Source organism: Arthrobacter sp. TB 23, assembly GCF_000294595.1.
Classification (GTDB): domain Bacteria; phylum Actinomycetota; class Actinomycetes; order Actinomycetales; family Micrococcaceae; genus Arthrobacter_D.
Genome location: NZ_ALPM01000064.1, coordinates 1 through 4,984, shown reverse-complemented (window position 1 = coordinate 4,984; position 4,984 = coordinate 1). Strand labels below are relative to the sequence as shown.

Sequence of the window (4,984 nt, the reverse complement as noted above, 5' to 3'; positions counted from 1 at the left end):
GTGCGAAACAATCGCACCACGGGCCTTTTGGTGCTTCATAGCCGCGCCAATTGTCCTAGAGTGGAAGGTAGCCCGGTTCCATCAGCTCGGATATCGGGTGTCGATTTCAACAGATCCACGTAAGGGGACTGACACATGGCTCGCATTGGTGAGAGCACAGATCTGCTTAAGTGCTCTTTCTGTGGGAAAAGCCAGAAGCAGGTCCGGAAGCTAATTGCCGGCCCGGGTGTGTACATCTGCGATGAATGCATCGATCTCTGCAACGAGATCATCGAGGAAGAGCTGTCCGAGGTAGCTGACCTTGGCACCTTCGAGCTTCCGAAGCCCCGCGAGATCTTCGATTTTCTGCAGGAATACGTAATCGGTCAGGAACCCGCCAAGCGGTCCCTCGCCGTCGCCGTCTATAACCACTACAAGCGGATCCAGTCCGGGCATGCCCCGCGGAGCACGGGAAACCTCTCCGACGCGGTGCCTGCCGAGGACGTGGAGATCGCCAAGTCGAACATCCTCCTCATCGGCCCCACCGGCTGCGGCAAGACCTATCTCGCGCAGACCCTGGCCCGCCGGCTGAACGTCCCCTTTGCCGTCGCGGATGCCACGGCGCTCACCGAGGCGGGCTACGTGGGGGAAGATGTTGAGAACATCCTCCTGAAGCTCATCCAGGCCGCTGACTACGACGTCAAGAAGGCCGAGCAGGGCATCATCTACATCGACGAAATCGACAAGATCTCCCGCAAGAGCGAGAACCCGTCAATCACCCGCGATGTATCCGGTGAAGGCGTGCAGCAGGCATTGCTGAAGATCCTCGAGGGTACTGTCGCCTCGGTGCCGCCCCAGGGCGGCCGCAAGCACCCGCACCAGGAATTCATTCAGATCGATACCACCAACGTCCTGTTCATCGTTGCGGGTGCATTTGCTGGCCTGGAAGAGATCATCGGCTCCCGTGCGGGACGCAAGGGGATCGGCTTCGGCGCCCCGTTGTCCTCACTCAAGAGTGAGGAAGCCAGCTACGGCGACGTTATGCCCGAGGACCTGCTCAAGTTCGGCCTGATTCCCGAGTTCATCGGACGTCTGCCGGTCATCACCACGGTGACCAGCCTCGACCAAAAGTCGTTGATGCAGATCCTGACCGAACCGAAGAACGCCCTGATCAAGCAGTTCCAGAAAATGTTCATGCTCGACGGCGTCGAGCTCACCTTTGAGCCGAAGGCTCTCGAGGCCATCGCCGATCAGGCGCTCGAACGGGGAACCGGGGCCCGCGGGTTGCGCGCCATCATGGAGGAAGTCCTTCAGCCCGTGATGTTCGACCTGCCCAGCCGGGATGACATTGCCACGGTTGTCATCACTGAAGATGTGGTCGCCAAGAAGGCGGAACCCACGCTGATCTCGCACGACGTCGTTGCGAAGCGCCGGAACAAGTCGGCCTAACGCCGGAACAAGTCGGCCTAACGCCGGAAATTTCGGCGTCCGGCCGGAATACGCCGGTTGGTACCCGGGTTGTAGGGAATATGACTGAAACGATTGTTCCCGCCGACAATGTCCAAAAGGCCGATTTCTGGTTTGATCCCGCCTGCCCCTTCGCCTGGATCACCTCCCGGTGGATTGAGGAAGTGGAGAAGGTCCGCAGCATCAAGGTGGACTGGCATGTCATGAGCCTGGCCGTGCTCAACGACGGCCGTGATCTTCCCCAGGAATACCAGGACTTCATGAAGCAGGCCTACGGGCCCGTCCGGGTCATCGTTGCCGCAGCTGAACTCCACGGTGATGACAACATCAAGAAGCTCTACGATGCAATGGGCACCCGGATTCACCAGGGAAAGAACCAGGATTTCGCTGCAGTGATCCGCGAATCCCTCGAGGAAGTCGGACTTCCCGCCGAACTCGCGGACTACGCCACCAGCGAGGAATACGACCCCCAGCTCCGCGCCTCGCACCAGGACGGAATTGACCGGGTGGGCGATGAAGTCGGCACCCCCGTGGTCGCGTTCAACGGCACGGCCTTCTTCGGCCCCGTCCTGACCCGCATCCCCCGGGGCGAAGACGCAGGACGCATCTTCGACGGCGCCGTCATGCTCGCCGGATTCCCGGAATTCTTCGAACTGAAACGCTCACGCACCGAGAGCCCTTCCTTCGACTAGTTAGCAGTAACCGAAAAAGAGGGGGAGGCCCCGCAGACCGAATCGGTCTGCGGGGCCTCCCTCTTTCAGGATTGCGTCAGCTGCAGGCTAGACCGCTTCGACTGGAGCCAGTTCCACCTCGAACACCGACAGCTCACCCTCGGCTTCGGCCAGGTGCAGCTCGCGCACATTGCCTGCCGCCAGCAGATCGTTCAGGCCGGCGTTGAGCTGGCGCAGTTGCGCAGCAGAGCCGTTGACGACGGCGCTGAGCACCTCGGTGCGCTGCTTCACCTTCGCCTCGGACTTCGACCGGCGGATGCCGCCGAGGGCGAGCGCCACTGTGCCCAACACGCCGGTATCGGCGGTGCGGATGGTTCCGGCGAGGTGGCCCGACGTCGGCCATTCGGTCCGGTGCACCGATCCACTGCGCCACCAGCTCCAGACCTCCTCGGTAGCGAAGGGAAGGAACGGCGCGAACATCCGCAGCATCGCATCGAGAGTGGTCGCGAGGGTGGCCAGTACCGACGCCTGCTCGGCCTCACCGGCAGCACCGTAGGCGCGGTCCTTGATGAGCTCCACGTAGTCATCCGTGAAGGACCAGAAGAACGTCTCGCTGAGCTGCAGAGCCTTGGCGTAGTCATACTTCTCGAACGCGGCAGTCGACGCGTCGATGACCTGTCCCAGCTGAGCCAGCAGGGACAAATCCAGCTGGTTCGTGACCACCGAGGTGTCATCGGTGAGGACCGTGTGCTCGGTGGCACCAAGGTTCAGCACAAACTTCGACGCGTTCAGCAGCTTGATGGCCAGCCGCCGCCCAATCTTCATCTGCGCAATCTCATAGGCCGTGTCGGCGCCCAGCTTGGCTGAGGCAGCCCAGTACCTGACGGCGTCGGCCCCGAATTCCTCGAGCACGTCGGTGGGGACCACCACGTTGCCCTTGGACTTGGACATCTTCTTGCGATCCGGGTCCAGGATCCAGCCGGACAGCGCGGCATGGCGCCACGGTGCCGAATCCTGCAGCGAATCGGCGCGGACGGCGCTCGAGAACAGCCAGGTCCTGATGATGTCGTGGCCCTGCGGTCGAAGATCGAACGGGAAGACCTTCGCGAACAGGTCGGGGTTCTTCGGCCAGCCGCCCACAATCTGGGGCGTCAGCGACGACGTCGCCCACGTGTCCAGCACGTCGTTCTCACCGACAAAACCACCCGGCTGGTTGCGGGCGCTCTCCTCAAAGCCGGGAGCCGGTTCGGCTGCCGGGTCCACGGGAAGTGCCTCGTAGGTCGGCACGATCGGAGCCTCGTAGTCAGGCTCCCCGTCGGCGTCGAGGCGGTACCAGACCGGAATCGGGACGCCGAAGAAACGCTGCCGGGAGACCAGCCAGTCGCCGTTGAGTCCTTCGATCCAGTTCTCGTACCGGGACCGCATGAACGCGGGGTGGAAGTCGATCTCCCGGCCGCGCTGGATGAGCTTCTCCCGCTTGGCCTCGTCGCGGCCGCCGTTGCGGAGGTACCACTGGCGGCTGGTGACAACCTCGAGCGGCTTGTCGCCCTTCTCGTAGAAGTTGACCGGGTGGACCACCTTCTTTGGCTCGCCCTCCAGCTCCCCGCTGGCGCGCAGCAAAGCAACGACGCCTTCCTTGGCGCTGAAAACGGTCTTCCCGGCGATGGCCGAATAGTTTTCCTGTGCCTTCTCCGTGCTGATCCACTCGGGGGTTTCCGAGCGGATCCGGCCGTCGCGGCCCACAATGGCGCGGGTGGGCAGCTGCAGCTCACGCCACCAGATGACGTCGGTGAGGTCACCGAAGGTACAGATCATGGCAATGCCGGTGCCCTTGTCGGGCTTCGCCAGCGGGTGCGCCTTGATTTCAACCTCAACGTCGAACAGCGGCGACGTGACAGTGGTGCCGAACAGGTGCTGATACCGCTCGTCGTCGGGATTCGCCACCAACGCCACGCAGGCGGGCAGAAGTTCCGGGCGGGTCGATTCGATGAAGATCTTCTCCCCACCGGGGGTGTGGAACGCGATCCGGTGGTAGGCGCCCGGCTGTTCCCGGTCTTCGAGTTCGGCCTGTGCCACTGCCGTGCGGAACGTGACGTCCCAGAGGGTGGGAGCCTCGGCAAGGTACGCGTCGCCGCCGGCGAGGTTCTCCAGGAACGCGCGCTGGCTGACGGCACGGGACGTGTCGTCGATGGTGCGGTACGTCAGGTTCCAGTCAACCGAGAGGCCGAGGGTGCTGAACAGGTTTTCAAACACCAGTTCGTCCTGGACCGCGAGCTCCTCGCACAGCTCAATGAAGTTCCGGCGCGAGACGGCGTCGAAGTCGCGCTGGTTCTTGGGCGGCTCAGCGGGAGGGGTGTAGCCGGCGTCGTAGGCGACCGAGGGGTCGCAGCGCACACCATAGTAGTTCTGGACGCGGCGTTCAGTGGGCAGACCGTTGTCGTCCCACCCCATCGGGTAGAACACGTTCTTGCCGCGCATCCGCTGATACCGGGCGACGACGTCGGTCTGGGTGTACGAGAACATGTGGCCTACGTGCAGCGAACCTGATGCCGTGGGTGGGGGAGTGTCAATCGAATACACCTCCGCCCGGGACGTCTCGGGGTCGAAGGTGTAGGTACCATCCGCCCGCCACTGTGCGGCGAGCCGGGACTCGAGACCCTCAAGAACCGGTTTGTCAGGGACATTTACTGTTGCGGGCGTGTCTGTGCCCGGAGTGTGTTCAGCCATACCGGCAATTGTTTCACGATAAGTTGGATCCATGACTTCCACCCAGATCACGCCAGCGCAGCGAGCAGCAGTTGTTACCGGAGCCAGCACCGGCATTGGGCAGGCCACGGTCCGCCTGCTCGCGGCCCAGGGGTGGCGGG

The 4,984-nt window shown here is 63.0% G+C and carries 3 protein-coding genes and 1 pseudogene; 3 read left to right on the top strand and 1 reads right to left on the bottom strand.

The window, feature by feature from the left end:
• Nucleotides 1-135: 135 nt before the first annotated feature.
• Together clpX and B384_RS0109390 are read left to right on the top strand one after the other, a co-directional pair.
• Nucleotides 136-1,428, top strand: a complete 1,293-nt coding sequence (gene clpX / locus B384_RS0109395) for an ATP-dependent Clp protease ATP-binding subunit ClpX (RefSeq protein ID WP_024475453.1) — start codon at nt 136-138, stop codon at nt 1,426-1,428.
• A gap of 80 nt (nt 1,429-1,508) precedes the next feature.
• Nucleotides 1,509-2,138 carry a mycothiol-dependent nitroreductase Rv2466c family protein gene (locus tag B384_RS0109390; RefSeq protein WP_019482860.1) on the top strand — a complete coding sequence of 210 codons (630 nt, stop codon included), beginning with the start codon at nt 1,509-1,511 and terminating at the stop codon, nt 2,136-2,138.
• Between the two features lie 87 nt (nt 2,139-2,225).
• On the opposite strand, the gene valS is transcribed toward B384_RS0109390, so the two are convergent.
• Nucleotides 2,226-4,844: a valine--tRNA ligase gene (gene valS, locus B384_RS0109385; RefSeq protein WP_026041082.1), complete on the bottom strand. Its 2,619-nt coding sequence runs from the start codon at nt 4,842-4,844 to the stop codon at nt 2,226-2,228.
• A gap of 31 nt (nt 4,845-4,875) precedes the next feature.
• Between valS and B384_RS20585 the strand changes: the two are divergent.
• A pseudogene (locus B384_RS20585) lies at nt 4,876-4,984 on the top strand (oxidoreductase); the annotation flags it as partial.

Excerpts from the sequence above, each read along its gene's own strand:
- clpX (WP_024475453.1), top strand. The coding sequence starts at position 136 with ATGGCTCGCATTGGTGAGAGCACAGATCTGCTTAAGTGCTCTTTCTGT.
- B384_RS0109390 (WP_019482860.1), top strand. The coding sequence starts at position 1,509 with ATGACTGAAACGATTGTTCCCGCCGACAATGTCCAAAAGGCCGATTTC.
- valS (WP_026041082.1), bottom strand. The coding sequence starts at position 4,844 with ATGGCTGAACACACTCCGGGCACAGACACGCCCGCAACAGTAAATGTC.